The sequence below is a fragment of the Streptomyces sp. NBC_01478 genome, assembly GCF_036227225.1.
Lineage (GTDB): Bacteria > Actinomycetota > Actinomycetes > Streptomycetales > Streptomycetaceae > Streptomyces.
Window position 1 is genome coordinate 3,909,166 of sequence record NZ_CP109444.1, and the last position, 21,033, is coordinate 3,930,198.

At 70.7% G+C, this 21,033-nt stretch carries 15 protein-coding genes; 10 read left to right on the forward strand and 5 right to left on the reverse strand.

Annotated features, from left to right (window positions below; all coding sequences use genetic code 11):
• Positions 1–214: 214 nt before the first annotated feature.
• Positions 215–988 (forward strand): universal stress protein, encoded by a 774-nt coding sequence (locus OG223_RS17570; RefSeq protein ID WP_329249106.1) that lies wholly within the window; start codon positions 215–217, stop codon positions 986–988.
• Between the two features lie 73 nt (positions 989–1,061).
• On the opposite strand, the gene OG223_RS17575 is transcribed toward OG223_RS17570, so the two are convergent.
• The 3 genes from OG223_RS17575 to OG223_RS17585 all read right to left on the reverse strand — a co-directional run bounded on the left by OG223_RS17575 (position 1,062) and on the right by OG223_RS17585 (position 4,751).
• Positions 1,062–1,484, reverse strand: a complete 423-nt coding sequence (locus tag OG223_RS17575; protein WP_329249109.1) for a hypothetical protein — start codon at positions 1,482–1,484, stop codon at positions 1,062–1,064.
• A gap of 13 nt (positions 1,485–1,497) precedes the next feature.
• A complete protein-coding gene (locus tag OG223_RS17580; RefSeq protein WP_329249112.1) occupies positions 1,498–2,739 on the reverse strand; it encodes a DUF6745 domain-containing protein in 1,242 nt (413 codons plus the stop codon).
• Positions 2,740–3,164: 425 nt separating this feature from the next.
• Positions 3,165–4,751 (reverse strand): hypothetical protein, encoded by a 1,587-nt coding sequence (locus OG223_RS17585; RefSeq protein WP_329249115.1) that lies wholly within the window; start codon positions 4,749–4,751, stop codon positions 3,165–3,167.
• A gap of 264 nt (positions 4,752–5,015) precedes the next feature.
• Between OG223_RS17585 and OG223_RS17590 the strand changes: the two genes are divergently transcribed.
• The 3 genes from OG223_RS17590 (at position 5,016) to OG223_RS17600 (ending at position 8,735) form a co-directional block, all read left to right on the forward strand.
• Positions 5,016–6,644, forward strand: a complete 1,629-nt coding sequence (locus tag OG223_RS17590; protein ID WP_329249117.1) for an MFS transporter — start codon at positions 5,016–5,018, stop codon at positions 6,642–6,644.
• Positions 6,645–6,903: 259 nt separating this feature from the next.
• A complete protein-coding gene (locus OG223_RS17595; RefSeq protein WP_329249119.1) occupies positions 6,904–8,304 on the forward strand; it encodes a DUF2252 domain-containing protein in 1,401 nt (466 codons plus the stop codon).
• A gap of 14 nt (positions 8,305–8,318) precedes the next feature.
• Positions 8,319–8,735 (forward strand): SHOCT domain-containing protein, encoded by a 417-nt coding sequence (locus tag OG223_RS17600; protein WP_329249122.1) that lies wholly within the window; start codon positions 8,319–8,321, stop codon positions 8,733–8,735.
• Here the strand turns inward: OG223_RS17600 and OG223_RS17605 are convergent.
• Entirely contained in the window at positions 8,725–10,008 is a 1,284-nt protein-coding gene (locus OG223_RS17605; protein WP_329249125.1) for a cation:proton antiporter domain-containing protein, read from the reverse strand. The genes OG223_RS17600 and OG223_RS17605 overlap by 11 nt on opposite strands.
• Positions 10,009–10,195: 187 nt before the next feature.
• Between OG223_RS17605 and OG223_RS17610 the strand changes: the two genes are divergently transcribed.
• A complete protein-coding gene (locus OG223_RS17610; protein ID WP_329249128.1) occupies positions 10,196–11,536 on the forward strand; it encodes a hypothetical protein in 1,341 nt (446 codons plus the stop codon).
• Positions 11,537–11,597: 61 nt separating this feature from the next.
• Here OG223_RS17610 and OG223_RS17615 read toward each other — a convergent pair whose 3' ends face one another.
• Positions 11,598–12,491 carry a LysR family transcriptional regulator gene (locus OG223_RS17615; RefSeq protein ID WP_329249131.1) on the reverse strand — a complete coding sequence of 298 codons (894 nt, stop codon included), beginning with the start codon at positions 12,489–12,491 and terminating at the stop codon, positions 11,598–11,600.
• A gap of 109 nt (positions 12,492–12,600) precedes the next feature.
• Between OG223_RS17615 and OG223_RS17620 the strand changes: the two genes are divergently transcribed.
• The 5 genes from OG223_RS17620 to OG223_RS17640 all read left to right on the forward strand — a co-directional run bounded on the left by OG223_RS17620 (position 12,601) and on the right by OG223_RS17640 (position 20,907).
• The gene (locus OG223_RS17620) at positions 12,601–13,590 is read left to right on the forward strand and encodes an FAD-dependent oxidoreductase (RefSeq protein ID WP_329249134.1); all 990 of its coding nucleotides are present in this window, start codon (positions 12,601–12,603) and stop codon (positions 13,588–13,590) included.
• A gap of 17 nt (positions 13,591–13,607) precedes the next feature.
• A complete protein-coding gene (locus OG223_RS17625; RefSeq protein WP_329249136.1) occupies positions 13,608–14,705 on the forward strand; it encodes a WD40 repeat domain-containing protein in 1,098 nt (365 codons plus the stop codon).
• Positions 14,706–14,756: 51 nt separating this feature from the next.
• Positions 14,757–15,638: a hypothetical protein gene (locus OG223_RS17630; RefSeq protein WP_329249139.1), complete on the forward strand. Its 882-nt coding sequence runs from the start codon at positions 14,757–14,759 to the stop codon at positions 15,636–15,638.
• A gap of 321 nt (positions 15,639–15,959) precedes the next feature.
• Positions 15,960–16,364: an effector-associated constant component EACC1 gene (locus OG223_RS17635; RefSeq protein WP_329249142.1), complete on the forward strand. Its 405-nt coding sequence runs from the start codon at positions 15,960–15,962 to the stop codon at positions 16,362–16,364.
• Complete coding sequence (locus OG223_RS17640; RefSeq protein WP_329249144.1) at positions 16,336–20,907, forward strand: caspase, EACC1-associated type; 4,572 nt, start codon at positions 16,336–16,338, stop codon at positions 20,905–20,907. The genes OG223_RS17635 and OG223_RS17640 overlap by 29 nt, the downstream gene beginning before the upstream one ends.
• The last annotated feature ends 126 nt before the right edge of the window (positions 20,908–21,033 follow it).

Below are 21,033 nucleotides of genomic sequence, written 5' to 3' on the forward strand. Positions count from 1 at the left end.
GGGCCGATGGGCCCCGATCGGAGACCGGACGGCCCTGATGCCGACTGCCGAACCCCGTCCCGGGTGTGTGTCACGACGGCCTCGGCGACGGTCCCCAGGCCCGAGGAGACACAGGTGGGAAGCCCCGAGGAGGCCCGTGCGGCCCGCTTGCGGTTGCCGCAACTGAAGCTGGACGAGCTGCTGGCGGAGCTCCAGGCACGGCTCGCAGTCGGGGATGGCCGCGGTGGAGGCCGCGGCGCACGAAGCCGACCGCATCGGGGTGGAACTCCGGTTGGCGCACGCCTATGAATGGCCAACTGCCCATGTGTCGCCCGGTGTTCCGCCCTGGGACCGAAGTGGCGCGGGCGCGTACCGAGTGGTGAAGGGCGCGTTGACCGAGGCCGAACGATGGGCCGTCCGTGCCGAGCCTCAGCTCCGTGTGACACACGAGGTCCTGATGGGTTCCCCCGTGGCGGTGCTGGAGTCCGAATCCCGTGAGGCGTCCCTCCTCGTGGTCGGCGGCCGTCCGCCGGGCAGGTCCGGGTCGCTGCGACTCGGCTCGGTCGCGAGGCGGTTGGCGGCCCACGGACGTACTCCGGTGCTGGTGGTGCGAGGCAGGCCGGACCCGACCGGTCCCGTCGTGCTGGTCGGCGGCCCCGCGCAGGAGGTCCGGGAAGCGGTGGAGTTCGCCTACGCCGAGGCGTCGGCGCGTGGCGCGGACCTGGTCGTGCTGGACAGGACAACCGCGTGGAACAGCCGGTCGCACAACGCCTTCGCCGACGCCCTGTCCGTACAGAGCGAGAAGCACCCGGACGTCACCACGCACCGCTCCGTCGTCCGAGGCGGGTTCCGCCGGGCGCTCGTGAAGGCGAGCACCCGGGCACAACTGGTCGTGGTCGGTGTGCGCAGCCGGGGCGGCCGGAGAGGCGCGCCGCTGAGCCCGGCCGGCCGGGCGGCACTGCACCGGGCGGACTGCCCTGTCGCCGTGATCCGCTCGACGGGGAGGTGACCTTGGCTACGGCATCGTTCTTCAACCGTCGTCAAGGCCCCCACCCGACAGTGCTCGTGACGATTCCGCCGGGTCAGTCGCCGACGAGGCGGCCGTGGTCCTCGACCTGTCGGCGTACGAGGTAGACCCCCGGGGCGTGGCCCATGGCCCCGTGTTCGGGATGCAGGACATAGGCGGTGGCGCTCTCGTGGACGGTGAAACAGCCGACGTCGGCGCCGCCGTCACGTATCGGAGCCCAGGTCACCCTTCCGTCGGCCACGAGCAGGTGGGTGTGCGCGCCGTCGCCGGACGACACCAGCGGTATTCCGGCGGCGGGGACCGGCTTGCCGCCCTTCGGGGGCTTGTACCCGATGAGGCCGACCGGGATCAGCCCGACATCGCCCTGACGCTGCAGACCTGAGGAGACCGGGATGGCCGCCTGCCGGTCGAGGTGTTCCAGGACGTCGGTTCCCGCGAGGGTGGTGACGTATCCGAGGGTGCGCTGTTGCTGGGCCATGGGGCTCTCCGATTCAGGTGGCGCGGTCGAGGGTGAGGTACTGCTCGCGGGTGAGGCCGAGCATGCCGGCCGCCGCGGTGACCGGATCGGGGGTGTCGACGGGCACGAAGAGCCCGTACTGGCGGCGGGTGCCGTCGCGCTCGGGTGTGGCGTTGGTGCACAGCAGGACCCGTGAGGTGCTGGAGGGGAACGCCCCGGCGGGCAGTTCGTAGAGGGCGAGTCGGCACCCCGGGTTGCCGGGATCGGGCTCGCTGGAGCCGATCTGAAGCAGGCCCGCGGCGGCGATGAACTCGCCCCAGCCCATGCGTTCGATCGCGGCGCGGCGTATCTCGCTGTTGCTCTCCTCCAGGATCCGGTCGGCGTCCCAGTACCCCTCGACCAGGCTGCCGGGAGCCTCCCTGCCGTGCCAGGCATGGATCACCCAGCCGTCGGGCCACACCGCCGCCGGTCCGTCGGCGCAGTGGAGATTGCCCTGGGCGTCCTGCCGCAGGACGTCGGGGCGGGGGGTGAGGACGGCGTAGTCGCGGTAGGCCCACCACAGGCCCGCGTGCCGGCTCACCTGCTGCTCGGCACGGACGATATCCAGACCGGTGACGCCGATGAGTTCCATGGCGTCGGCCCACGCGAACGTCGCCACGTCCCTCCCTTGCGGAAATTCGTACCGCCAGCGGTGGGGCAGCCGGAACAGCGGCACCTCGGGTACCGGGGCGATGCCTGCCTGGGCGGCCACCTGCGCGGCCAGTTCCTCCTGCACCCGAGGCTGAGCCCACGGCTCGGGTTTCCTGCCGTCGGCGGGCCACACCATCGCGCTCTGCGCCACCGTCCGCCAGGGGTACCCGCGGGACAGCTCCCCCACGACCGTCGACCCCACTCGCCTGTCCAGCGCGCGGGTCACCTGGGCCTTGGCCTGGTCGACGACCTCTGCGTGGAGGAAATCCCCTCCGGTGCGCAACTGCCCACGTATCCGTCGGCGGAACCGGGCGCGCAGCCGGGCATGTCTTCCTCCCGTCACCGAGGCGATGACACCGGGAAGCACCGCCTGCCCGATCAGGCCGGCCCATGGGGAGTCGAGCCAGACGATGAACCGTGGGGGCGGCAGCCCGAGGCCCCGGTAAACCTCCCGGACCGCGTCCTCGGCGGCAGCGCGGTCACCCGGCCCGGTCGCCCGGTCGACCGCGTTCCAGTCCTTCCCGATCTCGCGGATGTTCGTTTCCTGCTCTTCGGTGATCCTCGCGATCCGCTTACTGGGTGTCATGGCCGTACCTCCCGGGGACGTTTGGTCATTCTTCCCCGGTCGATGGCCGTCCGACCGTCCCACCACGGAAGGTCTGCTTCGGGCGGACCAGGCACCGCATCCGCACCGCTACCGCCGATCGTCCCCAGGCACGTCCGCCGCATGGGCTTCGGCATGCTCCTGGAGGCCCAACCCGACGAACTCGTCGCCGGCATCTCACCCGGCCCGACCCGCAAAACGGAACGCGTCCCCGATGAACACGCACACCCGGTTCGAGACCCTCTCCCCAGTTGGGGAGAGGGTCTCGAACCCATGCGCAGCGGATTTCCTTTCCAACGCCCCGCGTACTCAAAGGCGAGTGGCCTCCAAGTACGCGGGGCGGCACTTACGCCTGCGCCGCGACGACGGCTACCGACGAAACGCGGTGCGCGAGGTGACGGAATACCTCAGCGGCCGCCCTGCGGCCGCGACCTCCGCGCCGCCAGGAACACCAGCGCGCCGCCCGCCACCAGCAGGACGGCGGTGCCCGCCCGCAGCAGGACTCCGTCCGCGCCCGTGGCGGCGAGCCCGCCGCCGGTCGTCGTCCCGCCGCTGGTTCCCGCCCCGGAGCCTGACGGGCTCGCGGTGGCCGTGGCCGTGGCCGACGGGGAAGCGGAGGCGCTGGGCGACGGGCTGGACGTCGCCGAGCCGGTGGCCTTCACCGCGATCGCCGCGGTGTCGTTCGCCGCGTCGTCGTCACGGTTGGGGTACTCGGGGTTCTCCACCGCCCGCACGCTGCCCCGCGCGTCGGGGACGACCCGGTCGATCCGCACCGTGAACTCCTGGGTCACGGAGTCGCCCGGCCGGAAGTCCGTGCTGCCGATGTCGCAGGTGTAGCTCTTCGCGCCGGCCTTGCCCGGTGTGCAGTTCCACAGCGGCCCGGGGTCGCCCTGCTCGCCGGCGCCGGGAGCACCGGTGATGGTGGTGCCGGCGGGCGGGGTCACCACGAACGTGCCGGAGTTGTCGGCGTCCCCCCACTGGAAGTCCATCCGGCCCGGCCCGTTGTTCCGCACGCCCACGGTGATGCTCACCGTCTCGCCGACCTTGCCCTCGACCGTGTCGGCGAGCGCCTGGTAGTCGGCGTGCTGGGTGGTGGCGAAGGTGCCGTACCCGGAGCCGGTGAATCCGGAGCCGGAGGCGACGGACTTCAGGCCGAGCGGCGCGCCGGTGCCGGTCCCGGGGAAGTCGGACGGGTCGAAGGAGTCGGGCGCGGTGCCGCCGACCGGCCACACGACGTAGGTGTTGTAGCCGTACATCGTGTCCTTGGAGGCGGTGTAGCGCAGCGGCGCGTCCGTCTCGTAGGCCGCGCCGGGCGCGACCGTGGTGTCGAACCGGCACCAGGCGCCGACGTCGGACTGGTCCGAGTAGTGGCAGTTGGAGTGGTCACGGGCGAGAGAGACGCCTTCCGAGTCCTGCACCAGCAGCATGACGCCCTTGTCTGCGGGGGCTGCGCCGGTGTTGGCGAAGGCCGGGGTGCGCTCGAAGACGGCACCGGGCGCGATGCCCTTCAGCGCCGGGTAGGGCCGGGCGACGAGCTTCGGCCCGCCGACCAGGACGTCCGTCTTCCCCGTCACGGTGGCCGCGTCGGAGGCGGTGGCGGTGTAGGTGATGGCACCGGTGTCACCCGCCTTGGCGGCAGCGGTGGGCTTCAGGAAGAACGGGTCGATCGACTCCCCGCCCGACAGCGGGCCCACGTCGCACCTCACCTTCAGGGTGCCGGTGCTCACACAGTCCCCCGTGACCACCATCGTCGCCTTCCCGGCGAGGGACGACGCGTCGACCGCGACCGAGACGTCATGGGCGTCCCCGCCCGAGGCGGTGATGCCGAGGTCCAGGTTCGGGCCCTCGCCCTCGGTGGGGAGGTAGTAGTTCTCCTGGGCATCCAGGACGAGCGTCGTTCCGGCGGCGTGCGCGGCCGGGGTCGCGACCGCCATGACGGCGGTCGCGAAAGCGGCGGCCGCCGCCGTACGCCATGTTCTACGTATCGTCAGCACACTACGTGGACACGTCAGAACACCGGAAGGTTGCGCCCGAGCGTCCGTCAGATGACAGACGGGTTCCGCCCGGGGAACCTCTGCGGCGGCACCACATCTTCGCAGGTCAGGCCGGTCAGAACGTTTCCCCAGGTCAAAGACCTGCACAGGTCGGGCGGGTGGGACTCCAACCCACGGCCGACGGATTACCCCTCGGTCCGCCAACCGGTTGACCTCCGTGGCGGGTCGCGGATCGCCCTCCGGGACGGCTGGGAGCATGCGCGCATGGCACCCGACGCAGGTACTGCTGAGAGTTCGAAATCGGCGCGACTCGTCCTGCTGACACTCGCCGCCGGTCAGTTCCTGATGGCGCTCGACAGCTCCGTCATGAACGTCTCGATCGCGACGGTGGCCGAGGACGTGGGCACGACGGTGACAGGTGTCCAAGGCGCCATCACGGCGTACACCCTCGTGATGGCGATGTTCATGATCCCCGGCGGCAAGGCGGGCGCACTGATCGGACGCAAACGCGCGTTCATGATCGGCTGCGTCATCTACGGCTGCGGCTCCCTCACCACGGCGCTCGCACCGAACCTGTCCGTACTGCTGCTCGGCTGGTCGTTCCTGGAGGGGATCGGGGCAGCTCTCATCCTGCCCGCGATCGTGGCGCTGGTGGCAAGCAACTTCGCCACTGAACGCCGTCCCGCCGCCTACGGGCTCGTCGCGGCCGCGGGCGCCGTGGCGATCGCGGTCGGGCCGCTCATCGGGGGTGTCGCGACGACGTACTTCTCCTGGCGGTGGGTCTTCGCCGGTGAGGTCGTGATGGTGCTCGGCATCCTGGTGCTGGGCCGCCACATCGCGGACGCGCCGATCGGCGAACGCCCGCGCATCGATCTCGTCGGTGCCACGCTCTCCGCCCTCGGGCTCGGGATCTTCGTCTACGGAGTCCTCCGCTCGGACGAATGGGGCTGGTTCCAGCCGAAGCCCGACGCACCTTCGTGGCTCGGGGTTTCGCTGACCGTGTGGCTGATGCTGGCCGGTCTGCTGCTGGTCTGGCTCTTCCTCCGCTGGGAGGCCCGCCTGGTGGTGCGACACAGGGAGCCGCTCGTCGACCCGGACATGCTGCGCAACAAGCAGCTCACCGGCGGACTGACGATGTTCTTCTTCCAGTACCTCGTACAGATGGGCGTCTTCTTCGTCGTACCGCTCTATCTGTCCGTCGCCCTGGGCCTGTCCGCGCTCAAGACCGGCGCCCGTATCCTGCCGCTCTCGCTGACACTGCTGGCGGCCGCCGTTCTGATCCCCCGCTTCTTCCCGGATGTCTCGCCGCGGCGGGTGGTGCGGCTCGGGATCCTCGCGTTGCTCGCGGGCGCGGTGGTCCTGATGGCCGCGCTCGACGCGGACGCGGGCGCCGAAATCGTCACCGTCCCCCTCCTGTTGATCGGGCTCGGCATGGGCGCGCTGGCGTCCCAGCTCGGGTCGGTCACCGTGTCCGCGGTGCCCGAGGCACAGAGCGCGGAAGTCGGCGGCGTCCAGAACGCCGTCACCAACCTGGGTGCCTCGATCGGCACGGCACTCGCCGGGTCGATCATGATCGCCACGCTGACGACCTCCTTCCTGACCAGCGTGGAGCAGAATCCGGCGATCCCGGCCGCGGTCAAGAGCCAGGCGACGGTCGAACTCCAAAGCGGTGCGCCGTTCCTGTCGGACGCCCAGCTCAAGTCCGCCCTCGACGAAGCGGGCACGAGCACGGAGGTGGCCCAGGCGGCACTCGACGCGAACACCGACGCCAGGATCGACGGGCTGCGCGCCGCACTCGCCGTCCTCGCCCTCACCGCTCTCCTCGCGCTGTTCTTCACGCACAGGATCCCGACCACCCAGCCCCGCTCGACGGAGCCCCGGGGCCGCGGCTGACGGACGCCTGCGACAGGGGAACCCGGGCTTTCCGCCGTACGCGTTCGCAGGAAGCCCGGCCGGCGAGGGCCTCGCCCTGTCGTTCGGCCGCGAGGCACGGATCCGCATCCGAGGCGACGGCTCGATCCGTCCCGCCGCAGGGGCACCGGTGGCCAAGATGCCTGCCGCTACGGAGTGTGAAACCGTGGGGGTGAGTGGGGAGCATGGTCCGGGTCGGGGCAGACGCTCCGTCCGGCCGCTTCCCCCAGGAGGTGGCGTCATGCCTGACCAGGCCGACGGAAGGCTTCCGGAGGAACGGGCGGCAAGGGGCCGTGCAGCACGGGCGGACGCGCCACGCTCCGCCCACGCCGAGTACCAGCCCTCGGCGAAACGACCGGACCCCGTGGACACCATCGAGGCGCAGTCCGCCGCCCGGCTGCCGGAACTCGTACCCATCCGCTACGGCCGGATGCTGGAGTCCCCCTTCCGCTTCTACCGGGGCGCCGCCTCCATCATGGCCGGAGACCTGGCCGACACCCCCCGATCGGGAATCACCGCCCAACTGTGCGGGGACGCGCATCTGCTGAACTTCCGGCTGCTCGCCTCGCCCGAGCGGCGCCTGGTGTTCGACATCAACGACTTCGACGAGACCCTGCCCGGCCCCTGGGAGTGGGACGTCAAGAGGCTGGCCGCGAGCCTCGCCATCGCCGGACGCGAAAACGGTTACACGGATGCCGAACGGGCCTCCGTCGTACGAGCCACCGTGCGGTCCTACCGCAAGAACATGCGCGGCTTCGCCGGCCTGGGCAACCTCGACGTCTGGTACACCCAGGCCGGCGCGGACATGCTGCAGGCACTGGCGGACCGGAAACTGGGAGCGGACGCCCGCAGGCGTGCCCGGCGGGCCATGGCCAAGGCCCGCGGCCGCGACAGCCTCCAGGCCTTCGAAAAGCTCACGCGGGTGGTCGACGGCCGGCGCAGGATCGCCCCCGACCCGCCCCTGATCATGCCCCTCCAGAACCTGCTGCCGGGCACCGAGCGCGACGCCCTGGAGGAAGGACTGCGCGAGCTGATCGAGCGGTACGGCCACAGCCTGCAGTCCGACCGCCGCCACCTGCTGGGGCAGTACCGAATCGTCGACATGGCCCGCAAGGTCGTCGGGGTCGGCAGCGTCGGCACCCGCTGCTGGATCGTCCTGCTGCTCGGCAGGGACGACGAGGACCCGCTGCTGCTGCAGGCCAAGGAGGCCGACCTGTCGGTGCTGGCCCCGTACGCGGGCACGAGCACCTACGACAACCAGGGCCAACGGGTCGTCGCCGGGCAACGCCTCATGCAGGCCACCAGCGACATCTTCCTCGGCTGGGAACGCGTCATCGGCATGGACGGACGCCAACGCGACTTCTACATACGCCAGTTGCGGGACTGGAAGGGCATCGCCGAACCCCAGCTCATGGTCCCCGAGGACATGCGCGCCTTCGGTCAGGTCTGCGGCGCCACCCTCGCCCGCGCCCACGCCCGCTCCGGAGACCGCATCGCCATCGCCGCCTACCTGGGCGCGAGTGATGTCTTCGACCGCGCGCTCGCCGTCTTCGCCGAACGCTACGCCGACCAGAACGAACGCGACCACCAAGCCCTCACCGACGCCGTGGAGGCCGGCCGAGTCCCCGCCCAGAGCGCATAAGTAGGAGGACGACCATGAGCGACAACCTGTATCTGGCGTACGACTATCCGCTCCTCGACGCGTTCTGGACGATGATGATGATCTTCCTCTGGATCCTCTGGTTCGTCCTGCTGTTCCGCGTCATCGGCGATATCTTCCGCGACGACTCGCTGAACGGGTGGGCGAAGACGGGATGGACCCTCTTCGTGATCGTCCTGCCGTTCCTCGGCATCTTCGTGTACCTGATCGCCCGGGGCCGTGGCATGGGCAGGCGCGAACAGCAGTACGCCAGGGCGCAGCAGGATTCGCTCGACACGTACATCCGCCAGACCGCCGGAAGCGCGGGCAACGGCCACGCGGACGAGCTGGCCAAGCTGTCCGAGCTCAAGAGCAAGGGCGACCTCACCGAGGCGGAGTTCCAGCACGCCAAGGAGAAGGTCCTCACGTCCTGACGGACCCCTCGGGTACAGGTGGGCCCTCGCGCAGATCGGGCGTGGCCGCCGCGGCCTTCCTGTGCCAGCGGCCGTACCGCTCGGCGAGGGCCACGGCCGAGACGCCGTGCAGGAGGACGCTGAGGCCGACGGTGAGCGCGACCACCCTGCCCAGCAGTTCCACCCCGGGTACGTGTTCCTCGACCACGAGCAGCGCCAGCACCACGGACGCGAGACCGCGGGGTCCGAACCACCCGACAAAGGCCACCGTGGGAAGCCGCAGCCCGCTCCCGGCCAGCGCGAGAGCCACCGGCAGCATCCTGACGACGGTGAGACTGAGCACCGCGTACAGGACGATCCGCCAGTTCAGGTGCTCCAGCGCGGGACCGAGCAGCACCGCCCCGAAGACCAGAAGGCTGATCGCGGCGAGCAGTCGAGCGAGGTTCCCGGCGAACTCGGCCGTGCCCTCCGGGCCGTCGCGCTCGACGCCGGCCGGATGACGGCGCAGGGCGAACCCGAAGGCGAATCCGGCGGCCCAGGCGGCGATGAAGCCGCTGCCGTCCGTCAGGACGGCGAGTTCGTACGACGCCGCCGCGACGGCCAGTGGGTAGACCTGCCGCCACTCCCCCGTCCCCCGTTCCCCGGCCCGGGACCACTGCAGCAGCCGACCGCCCAGCCCACCGGCCAGCAGACCCAGCGCGGTGCTCAGCACGAGTGCGCGCCAGAAGACACCCGTCACACCCTCTTCCGCGTAATGCGTGCCCGGGACGGCTGCCAGGAACAGCACGAAGAGGGGCAGCACCATGCCGTCGTTCAGGCCGCTTTCGGCATTGAGGCCGTGCCGGACGAGTGCCGGAACGCGGGGACTGGTGATGGCGGTCTTTTCGAGGGCGACGTCGGTGGGCAGGAGGACGGCGCCGACGAGTGCGCACTCCCACACCGTCAGCCCCGGCAGCAGGAACAGGGCGAGCAGCCAGCCGGCCCCGAGACTCAGCGGCAGTCCGATGCCGAGCAGGCGGCCCGGCAGAAAGCCGCCGGTCACCAGGTCACCTCTGCGGACCGTCATGGCGTCGGTGAACAGCACGAGCGTCAGGGTGACTTCGAGAAGCGCGAGGATCGGTGCGGCGTCGCGCCGCAGGTCGACGATGTTCAGCACGGCCGGCCCGAGGAGGATCCCGGAGCCGACGAACACGATCGCCGGCGTCAGCGGCGTCGAGGACAGCCGACGCGAACCCAACGCGTACGCGGCGGTGACGCCCGCCACCGCCAGACCGGTCCAGCCCCCACTGCTCATGTTCCGGCCCTCCGGATCCACCCCGCCGTCCGCGTGAACGCGCCGCTGGCCTCCTTCTACAGGCCGGCGACGGGCTGCCCCTGGAACGGCGGGGCGCAGTCGCCCGTCTGGCCCACCTGGGCGGGCAGGGTGATCGTGGAGCAGCGGCAATGGAGGGAAACGATCCCCCAGGAGCTCTGGAGCGCCCATGGCCACCCCGCACCAGCCGTCCGAGCCCGATGCCACCGCGGAGGGGAACGCGGGTGATGCTGCGGGAAGTGAGCGCCGGCACGGCTCGGCGGCCGTACGGATCACGCGGAAGACCGCCTCGGCGGTGCTCATCGTGCTCACCTGCCTCCTGGTGCCCGTCGCGCTGCTCACGGTGTGGGTGCACGACATCGCGCTGGACACCGACCGGTACGTGGCAACGGTCTCGCCGCTGGCCTCGAACGCGGCGATCGAGGACGCGGCGGTCAAACGCATCACCGCTGCCGCCGACGTGCGGGTGGACGGCAGCCAGGCCGCCGCCGACATCGCCGCCTGGCTGCAGTCGCAGGGCCTGCCACCGCGTGCGGCACAGTCGCTGAAGGGGCTGGGCCCGCAGCTCGACTCCGCGGTCAACGACACGGTCGAGAAGGTGGCCACCCGTTTCGTGCGCGGCGACCGCTTCGAGCGCATCTGGACGAACGCCAACCGGCGCGCCCACAGCGCGGTCGTGCACGCGCTCACCGGCGAGGGCCGTGGCGCCGTGAGCACGAACGACGGGACGGTCACTCTCGACGTGGGCGAAGCCGTCGACCAGGTCAAACAATCACTCGTGGACGCCGGCCTGTCCCCGGCCGCCAAGATCCCCGACGTAGACAAGCAGATGGTGCTGCTCCAGTCCGACCAACTGAAGAAGATCCGCAAGGGCGCCCATCTGCTGGACGTGATCGGGAACTGGTTTCCCGTGTTCGTCGTGGTGATCGGCGCGGCCGGCGTGCTGCTGGCCCACCGGCGCCGCCGCGCCCTGGCCCGTACGGCTCTCGGTGCGGCCTTCGCCTGCCTGGTCGTGGCCGTCGTCCTGGTCGTCGCCCGCCGCTACTACCTGGATCATCTCCCGCCCCAGGTTCAGTCGGAGGCCGCCGCGGCAGCCGTCTTCGACACCCTGCTGCGCTTCCTGAAAGTCAGCCTGCGCACGGCGATCGTGCTCGGTGTGGTCATCGCGCTCGGCGCCTACCTGATCGGCCCCGGGCGGCTGCCCCGCGCCGTCCGGGGCACATCCGAGCGCACGGCCGACTCCGCGGCACGGTGGGCGTACGCCCACCAGGTCCGCACCGGTCGCGCGGGGAGCTGGGCCGAGACCCACCGCCGGTGGATCGCGCTGGCCGCCCTGCTGATCGTGGCCCTGGTGTTCGCACTCTGGAACCACCCGACGGTCCTGACCATCCTGGTGCTGGTCGTCGTCCTGCTGGCCGTGCTCGCGCTGCTCGCGCTCCTGGCCGCCTCCGGCCGCACCACCGTCGATGCCGAGCGGACGGCACCACCGCGACCGGAAGACGGCGAGTGACATTCAGCGCCGTCGATCACCCCCGAAGCCCTCAAATGCGCTGATCGGGCGGTGGCCGACGTCAGTCGGCCGACGGCCCGGGCAAGGTGTCGACGAGGCCGAGGAGCCCTCTCAGTGCCGGCGCGACGCTTGCCGGACGGTGGGCCAGGGCGAGGTCCACGGTGGGCATGGGTGCGGTCACCCGCTTGAGCCGCACTCCTGGTATGCGCAGCGCACGAGCACGCCCCTCGGGCACCGGGGCGATGCCGGTGCCCGCGGCGACGCTGAGGAGAAGCTGTTCGTCGTCGGGTTCCTCCCGCACGATGCGCGGCCCGCCGTCCGGCCACAACTGCCGGGTGATCAGGTCGTGCATTCCGGGGGCGTTCTCGCGCGGCCAGAGGATCACGGGTTCCGCGGCGATGTGCCTGCGGGTGACCCTTCGCGCGTGGGCGAGGGAATGATCCGCGGGGACGGCCACGAGAAGTTCCTCGCGGGCGATGTGCCGGCACTCCAGGCCCGTGTCGTCCAGCGGAGGGCGTACGAAGGCGGCATCCAGCCTCCCGGCCAGCAGCTCGGTGATGTTGTGCGCGGTCCACCCCGTCCGTACGACGAGATCCACGTCCGGATGGAGCGTACGGAACGCGGCGAGGAGGGCGTCGACGGAGCCGCCGCGGGCGGAGCGGGTCAGGGCCAGCCGCAGTTGTCCCTGTCGTCCGCCGACGGCCGCACGGATCCGTTCCTGCGATGCGTCCGCGTGGGCCAGCAGTTCGCCGGCTTCACGGGCCACGACCTCACCGACGGGGGTCAACCGGCAGCCCCGGCTGCCTCGTTCGAGCAGTGGAGCGCCGATGTCCCGCTCCAGCGCCCTGATCTGCTGGCTCAGCGCGGGCTGGGCGATGTGCAGCCGGCGCGCGGCCCGGGTGAAGTTCAACTCCTCGGCCAGCACGAGGAAGTACCGCAGCCGCCGCAAGTCCATCCGCCAACTATAAGCGCGGCTTATGGCTTGGAACATGGCTGGTCTTGGACAGGTCGTCAACTCCCCGCCGACAGTGGGAAACACACGGGTCAGCGATCAAGGGGGAGACATGGGCGACAGGTTCGACGCGGTCGTCGTCGGCGCCGGGGTCATCGGGCTCACCACCGCACTGCGCCTGCAGCAGGCCGGTGCCCGCGTCGCCGTGCTCACGGCCGAGCAGTCGACCGAGACGACGTCCTCCGTCGCCGCGGCGGTCTGGTATCCGGCCCACACGCGGTTCGAGCCGCGCGTACTGGAGTGGGCCACCCGCACCCACGACGAGTTCGCCCGTCAGGCGGCGGAGGGGGTGCCCGGCGTGGTCATGCGCCCCACCCGGATGCTGCTGCGCGGCCGGCCCCATGACAACCCCTGGTGGGCCGCGGCCCTTCCCGACTTCCGCGTCCTGCGCGGGGACGACGTACGGGCCCCGTTCACCGGCGGCTGGGCGTTCACCGCCGCGACCGTCGAGATGTCCCGCTACCTGCCCTGGCTCCAGCAGACCTTCCGCACGGCGGGCGGCACGCTGATCCGTCGCCGTGTCGACGCCCTGGAACAGGCAGGCATATGGGCTCCCGTGGTCGTGAACTCGTCCGGCCTGGCCGCCCGCGCCCTCTGCGGCGACACCGAAGTACGGCCGGCGCGAGGGCAGTTGGTCCTCGTCGCCAACCCCGGGCTGCACACATCCGTGCGCGACGCGGACAACGCCGACGGCTACACCTACGTCCATCCCCGCAGCACGGACGTCGTCCTCGGCGGCACCTTCGAGCTCGGCGAGTGGGACACCACACCGTCCCCGGCCACCGCCGCCGCGATCCTGCGCCGCTGCACCGAACTGGTGCCGGAACTGGCAGGCGCCCCGGTCCTGGGCCACCGGGTGGGCCTACGGCCCCACCGGGACAGTGGCGTCCGCCTCGATACCGATCCACGCCCGCCCGACCGGATACGACAACTGGTGCACAACTACGGCCACGGAGGCGCCGGAGTCACCCTGACCTGGGGCTGCGCGGACGCCGTGACCGCCCTTGTGCACCAACCCCGTCAGCACTGCTCCCCTACGTGAGAACAGGGTGTACGCCGATGGATTCCACCGAACCCGCAGAGACCGACACGCCCGCCACGCCGGCCGGTGGGACACCGCCACCCGGCGGGCCACCGACGAGACCGCGCGCCAAGGTGCGGCGCCGCACCCTGCTGCTCGCCGCGCTCGGCCTGACAGCCGGCACCGTCACGTTCGCGGAGATCGAGTCGAGAGCGAGCGACGACGACCCCCGCGAGCGCGTGTTCACCGTGCCCGACGGCCACGCCCGCAGCGTGGCGTTCAGCCCGGACGGCAGGACGCTCGTCGCCGGGCTGTCCGGGGTCCGGGGCACCGGCAGCACGCTGCGTTCGTGGAACGTGGCCAAGGGCATCTCGACCACCCCCTGGCCCGACGAGGTCGAGGAGGTGACGAAGGTGGCCTTCAGCCCGGACGGCAGGACGCTGGCCGTGGCCGGCACCCTTCAGGTGGCCCTGTGGAACGCGGCGAAACCCACCGGCGTCGCACTGCCCCTTTCCGCCCTGGACCTGGCGTTCTCGCCGGACGGCAGGACGCTGGCCACCGGGGGCCGCGACGGAGCGGCCCGGCTGTGGGACCTGGCCACCGGCACCGTCACCGACACGCTGACGGCCAAAGGCATGACCGTGGTCAACACGGTGGCGTTCCGCTCGGACGGATACGCGCTGGCCACCGGCAGCGAGGACCTCACCGACAGCCAGGTACGGCTGTGGGACCTGCAAGCCCTGTTCTCCCCCACCGTCGACGCCACCCTCGAAGCCCCGCACTGGCAGGGCTTCAAGCCCGTCGCGTTCCAGCCGGTCACCTATCTGATGGCCACCGGCGGCGACGACGGCATCGTCCGCGTGTGGGACTCGGTGTCCGGCACCCTGCAGTTCACGCGCACGGGCCACACCGGCCCGGTGACGGCGGTGGCGTTCAGCCCGGACGGGGACACCTTGGCCACCGGCAGCGAGGACAGGACCGTGCGGTTGTGGGACACGAGCACGCTCGACGTCGTCCCCGTCGACATCCTCACCGGCCACACCGACGAGGTGACATCAGTGGCCTTCAGCCCGCACGGCAGGACCGTGGCCTCGGCAAGCCTTGACAGCACGGTGCGGCTGTGGCCGATCCCGTGACCCCAACTCCCTTGGAAACCACGTCAGTCGACCATGGGGAGGACCCCCGTCATGACTGTCAGAGACGCGGAGCCCGCGGCCGGAACGATGTTGCGCGGCAGAGGCGGAACCGCATACCTGGAACGCGAGAGCGTCGAACTGGACCGGGCAGGGATCCGGCTGGTCATCCCCCTCGACGCGATCGAGACCGTCCACGTCACCAGGGACGGGCGCCCGACCGCCGAGATCCTGCTGAACTCGGCGGTCGCCCGAGCCGAACCGGCGACGGTCTGCGCGATCAGCTCCCGCAGCGCCGAGGAAGTGGAGGCCTTCGCGTGCGCCGTCAACGCGGCGCTCCCACGACAGGACAAGGCGGAAAGACGCATCGACGGCGCGGCCCTCGTGACGGCCAGGGAGCACCCCTGGCCGCCCAGGCCGCGGCCCAGAGCATTCCTTTCCCCGGGCCGGTGGTGGGCCTGCGCGACGCTCGCCTGCCTTTTCGCCGCCGGGCTGCTGCTCCCCGTGTCGGCAGGCGACGGGCGCCTCCCCCAGCTCTGGGCCGACGCCTTCCCGGGCTTCGTCCTCGGCTGCCTCGTCGCCCGCAGCACGTGGCGTGCCACGGTGACCTGGTGGCTGCTGCACCGCTACGGCGTGACGACCGTCGCCAAGATGGCGGGCTACCGCAGCGGGCCCGAGAACACCGAACCCGGAACCGTCGTGTTCGCGTTCACCGACACCGGCGGAACGTCTCACCATTTCGAACGCGCGGGCTACCCGTCGTCGCCCGACAGAAGGATCTCGTACGACCCGGCCAGACCCGACTTCGCCGTGGGGTCGGCACAGCCGTGGGTCAGAACCCTGGCCCTGCTGATCCGCCTCCTCGTCGGCGTGCCGGTCGTGCTCGCCATGGCGGCCTATTTGCTGTGGTACTTCACCACCGCGTCTCACTGCTGAACCCACGCGCAGCTCCTTTGAGGATCTTGGCGGCCCTTGCCGATCAATGCCAATGTTGGCCGTTTTCCCAGCTCAGAAGAGGATTAGCGCCTCACCCTTCTCAGCCCTTGTCGGTCTTTTCCGGTCCTTGTGTCCAACCTGCGTCCGGAACACGCCCTGGAAGGACAAGCCCGGCCAGCACTTCCGAGACAAGACGGTGATCAGCCCCAAGAAGCCAGGGTGTCCGGTGGCAACCCTCCGTGAAACCGTCCCGATGACATCACTCCTTTACTACACTGTGCGCACGGCCGATTACATGCCGTACCTTCCGGGGGGAACGGGATGGAGATCCGCATCAGCGTGCCTGGGACGGCGCGCGATGACGACCTGCGGGAACTGCGCCGCAGACTGACCGACGTTGAGGAGCTACGGGGCCGGATCCGTGGCGTGGACGCTGAAGCTCGACCCGGCTCACTAGGTGCGCTTCTGGAAGCCCTGGCTGTCAACGTGCTTTCCGCCAGTGCCGTCACCGCCCTCGCGGGAGTAGTGGTGTCTTGGATCCGGCATAAAACGGCCGACACAGTCATCAAACTGCGGCGACCGGATGGTACGGAAGTCGAGGTGACCGCCGAGCGAGTGCGGCGGCTGGACTCGGCCGCCGTACGCACCATCGTCGCCGAGCTTTCCAGCCTCACCGAGGATCTGGGGAGTCACCAAGATGACGGGCGGGCGCCCTCCGGTGAGTGACGGCACACCCCGTTGGAGCGACATCCCCGGGGCCCGGGTGCTGCTGATGGGCACTGGACGCCACGCACCGGGCTCTTCCCTGTCCGATGTACCGGCCGTCGCCGGCACCCTCGCCGACCTGGCCCAGGCGTACGTGGAACGCTGCGGCATTCCCAGCCACGCGGTCCACACGTCGCTGGACCCAGCGACGCCCCTGGAGATGGGCGACGCCATCGCGGCCGCCGCCGAGCAGGCCACCGGTCTGCTCGTCGTTCACTACGTCGGCCACGGGCTGTTGAGCGACGAGGGAGTCCTGCATCTCGCGACCCGCTCGACCGACCCTCGGCCCACCCGCCTGCCGCACACTTCCCTGCCGTACGCGACTGTGCGGCACTGCCTTCGGCAGTATCTGAACGGCGGTCCTCACCGGCGCCTGGTGGTCGTTCTCGACTGCTGTTACTCGGGCCGGGCGACGGAGGGTCTGGACGGCATGGACGAAGTGATGCCGCTGGCCGACATCTCCGGTGCATATGTCATCGTCTCGGCCGGGCGTGACGAACTCGCCCTCGCCCCCGAAGGCGCGAGACACACCGCGTTCAGCGGTGCCCTTCTGCGTCTGCTCACCGCCGGCGACCCGGACGGCCCGGCCGAGATCACCCTCGACCATGCCTTCCGCCACCTTCAGCGCGAGTTACCCGCCGCAGGCTTCCCGCGCCCTCGGCATCTCACCGAGGGCCGTACCGGCGAATTCGTCGTCGCCGCCAATCCCGCATACCGACCTGCCTCATCGGCCCCGCCCTCCCCCGGCGGCGGCAACCACAGCGGCGCCCTGGCGGCGGACATCTGTCCCTACAAGGGGCTAGCCGCGTTCGAAACGGCGGACTCGCCTTGGTTCTTTGGTCGGGAGTCACTCACCCGCACCCTCACCGACGCCCTCGCCCGCAGCCACGACGACGGCCGAGTGCTCGCCGTACTGGGAGCCTCTGGTTCGGGGAAGTCCTCGCTACTGCGTGCGGGGTTGCTGCCCGTCCTGAGCCGAGGCGAGCTATGTGTCGCCGGGTCGGCCACTTGGCCACGTGTACTGCTCACCCCGACCGCCGAGCCGCTGGCTGCGCTGGCGGCGGCGCTGTCCCGGCTCACGGGAGTCCCCGCCCCCCGCCTGGCAGAGATCCTGGCCGACGATCCACTCCGGCTGCCCGCCGCGCTGCGCGCGGGGGGTGGTACTACGCCGGTCGTGATCGTCGTCGACCAGTTCGAGGAGGTGTTCACCCTCGGTAAGAGCGCCGGTCTCCGGGAAGCCTTCGTCCGCGCATTGCGCGCCGCGGCCCACGGGGACGAGCACGGACCGGCCGCACTCGTCGTCCTCGGTGTCCGCGCCGACTTCTACGCGGAGTGCATGGCCGTTCCCGAACTCGTACCCTCACTGCGCGAACAACCCGTCGTTGTAGGGCCGATGTCCACCACCGAACTCCGCAACGCCGTGGAAAAGCCGGCTGCACGAGCCGGATTCACGCTCGAACCCGGCCTGGTCGACGTACTTCTCGGCGATCTGGGGGCATCGCCCCTCGCCAAGGGCCGGCACCAAAGGTCCTACGAAGCGGGCCGGTTGCCGCTGCTGTCGCACGCCCTGAAGACCGCCTGGCAGCAGCGCACCGGTCCCACGATCACCGTCGCCGGGTACAAAGAGACCGGGCGTATCCACGGGGCGCTCGCTGCCACGGCCGAGCTCGCGATGTCACGCCTGGACGAAGGGGGCCGCGACGCCGCCCGGAGCCTTCTGCTGCGTCTTGTGCGCATCGGCGAGGGCACCGAGGCGACCAAACGCCGAGCCCCCCGCTCCGAACTGCTCGCGGAGGTCCCCGACCCTGAGCGGGCCGCCGCCGTCCTCACCGCTTTCACGATGGAGGACACCCGGCTCATCACCATGGAGCGCGACAGCGTGGAGATCATCCACGAGACGCTGCTGCACGCCTGGCCTCAACTGCGCGGCTGGATCGACGAGAACAGGGCGCGACTGCGCACAGAACAGCATCTGACGGAGGCGGCCCACGCCTGGGAGAGGGCGGGCCGCGACCCGTTGCTGCTCCACACCGGAAGCCGCCTTGCCCGCGCCGAGGTCTGGGCTGCCGACGAACCGGTGGACAGCGGCAACCCGCTGGCCCTGGAATTCGTCCGGGCAAGCGAGCATCGACAGCGCCGATCCGCCCGACGGCGCCGGACCGCCGTGGCAGTGGTGCTGTGCGTTCTGGTGGCCGTCGCCGCATCGTTGGGCGCACTCCTCCAGAGCGCCGACTCACAGCGCCGCGAGGCCCAGTCCCAGCACCGTACGGCCACCGCACGCGGGCTGGTGTTCCAGGCCGAGTCGCTGCGCGCGACCGCCCCGGACACCGCCCTACGCCTGGGCATCGCCGCCCAACGACTCGGCCCCAGCGACAACGCCAGGGCGAGCCTCATGACGACCCTCCTGAGCCGTCACGAACCCGATTTCCTCACCGCCCACACCGGTCCCGTCAAGGCCGTCGCGTGCAGCGACGACGGCCGTACCATAGCGACCGCGGGCGCCGACCGCGCCGTCCTCCTCTGGGACACCACCGACCGTGCCCATCCGCGCCGCATAGCCCGCCTGACCGGCCATCACGCACCGGTGAGGACCCTCGTCTTTGCACCGGGCGGCACGCTACTCGCGACCGGTGGCGAGGACCGCACCATCATCCTTTGGGACGTGTCCGACCCCTCCCGGCCCCGTCGCCTGACCAGCATCACCGGCGCTACCAGCACCATCGAGGCCATCGCAGTCAGCCCCGACCGGCACACCCTGCTCAGCGGCGGAGCCGGCCGCTTCGGCATCATGTGGGACATCACGGACCTCGACCACCCGCGAAAGCTCGCCACGATGGAGGGCGGCACGTACCGGCAGGTACACAGCGTGGCCTTCACCCCCGACGGTCGCACCGCCGTAATCGACGGCGCCGGAGAGAGCCCGTGCATCTGGAACATCAGCGACCCGGAGCACCCGCACAGAATCGGCATCGCCCCCGGACGAGGTGCCGAGGAGGTCTACGCAGTCGCCGTCGCGCCGGACGGACGCACTCTCGCCGTCGCGTACAGCGGCAACGAGGTCGTCCTGTGGGACATCCGGGAGCTGACAACCACCAACAACCAACGCCAGATGTCGGTCATCCGCGCCCACACCCGTCCCGTGCACGGGCTGGCCTTCAGCCCGGACAGCCTCACTCTCGCAACCGCGTCCGCCGACCACACCGCCCTGCTCTGGAATGTCACCAACCAAGCCCGCCCCCGGCGCCTGGCCGTCCTCAACGGTCACACCGCCCCGGTCAACTCAGTCGCCTTCACCCCGGACGGCCGCACCGTGGTAACCGGCAGCGACGACGGTACGGCCGCCCTTTGGGACGCCACTGAACAGGTACTCCCCCACCCCACGGCCGCCCTCAGCGCCCCCGACGGCCGTGTGCTGGGTGTTGTCCTCCCAGCCGGCGCACCCGCCCTGGCGGCCACACGGGACGGCGCCGGACATCACATCGTTCTGTGGGACGTCACCGAGCCCGACCGGCGGCGCCGCCTCGCCTCCATCACGGCAACCCAACCCCTCTCGGTCGCCTTCAGTCCAGACGGTAAACGGATGGCCGTCGTCGACTACGAATCCGCGAAGGTGGTGCTCTACGAACTCACCGATCCGACCAACCCGCAGCACACATCGACCCTCACCAGCGACCACGGCCGGGTGACCTCGGCGGTCTACGGACCCGACGGCCGCACCCTGGCGACCACGACGGAGGGACCCCTGGTCAAGGACAGCAACTTTGACGGACCCGTCATCGACGCCGACAAGTCCGCCACCATCCTCTGGGACGTCGCCCGCCCCACCCGCCCTCAGCGCGCCGCAGACATCCCCGCTGGACTGAACGGGTACGTCGTCTTCAGTCCGGATCAACGCGCCCTTTTCTCGGCCGCCGATGGCGAAGCAGCCATCCTGTGGGACGTGCGCAACCTGGCGAAGCCTCGCCGACTGGGCAGCCTCAGTGCATCCGGGGGCACCTTCGCGGGCAATCTCGCTGCGGCCTTCACTCCGGACGGAAAGATGCTCGCCCTGGCCCGCGGCGACCGCCAGGCCGCCGTCCTGTACGACATCAGCGAGCCAAGCCGGCCCAGGGAGGTGGCGAGCCTCGCCGGCCACGCCGACTCCCCTTGGTCCTTGGCCTTCGGCGCCCACGGCCACCTGCTCGCTACCGCGGCGAACGACGGAACCATGATCCTCTGGGACGTCACCGTCCCCTCCACCCCACGTCAACTCACCACCGTCACCGGACCGACGACTGGCTTTTTCGGGCACCTGGCCTTCTCCCCGGACACTCGCACCCTTGCCAACGTCGAAACCGACTACGACCAGCCCCGAACAGGGTTCCTCTGGGACATCACGCCCATCACACGGTCCCTTACGGACCCCACCATCCGCGCCTGCACCCTCGTACACCGCGGTCTCAACCGCGGTGAGTGGAAAAGAGCCACCGCCGGCCTGCCCTACCAGCGGACGTGCCCCAACTGATCTGTGTCTGGCCTACCGCGTCGAACTCCCAGGACTGACCATCCACCCGGATTCCCAACGCACAGGGCCCGCCACCGGCGGCTGCGCGCACTCGAAGAAGGCCGCGAACTGACAGCCGACGGTGCT